The sequence below is a fragment of the Escherichia sp. 94.0001 genome (assembly GCF_013369155.2).
Lineage (GTDB): Bacteria > Pseudomonadota > Gammaproteobacteria > Enterobacterales > Enterobacteriaceae > Escherichia > Escherichia coli_F.
The window spans coordinates 1-291 of record NZ_JABWMS020000294.1 but is presented as its reverse complement, the minus strand read 5'-3'; the positions used below and the strand labels follow the sequence as shown (position 1 = coordinate 291).

The following is a 291-nucleotide window of genomic DNA, read 5'->3' as shown; positions in this document are numbered from 1 at the left end:
CGATGGTAGTGTGGGGTCTCCCCATGCGAGAGTAGGGAACTGCCAGGCATCAAATTAAGCGTGCTGATATGGCTCAGTTGGTAGAGCGCACCCTTGGTAAGGGTGAGGTCCCCAGTTCGACTCTGGGTATCAGCACCACTTTTTAGGTTAAAGTTCGGCAGATTAGAAAAGAATTTGTCTGGCGGCAGTAGCGCGGTGGTCCCACCTGACCCCATGCCGAACTCAGAAGTGAAACGCCGTAGCGCCGATGGTAGTGTGGGGTCTCCCCATGCGAGAGTAGGGAACTGCCAG

Annotated in this window: 1 tRNA gene and 1 rRNA gene; both read left to right on the top strand. The window is 55.3% G+C overall.

Features of this window, described 5'->3' with window-relative positions:
* Nucleotides 1-62: 62 nt before the first annotated feature.
* Nucleotides 63-138, top strand: a tRNA-Thr gene (locus tag HEN33_RS25800).
* Nucleotides 139-177: 39 nt separating this feature from the next.
* Nucleotides 178-291, top strand: a 5S ribosomal RNA gene (rrf, locus tag HEN33_RS25795); the annotation flags it as partial.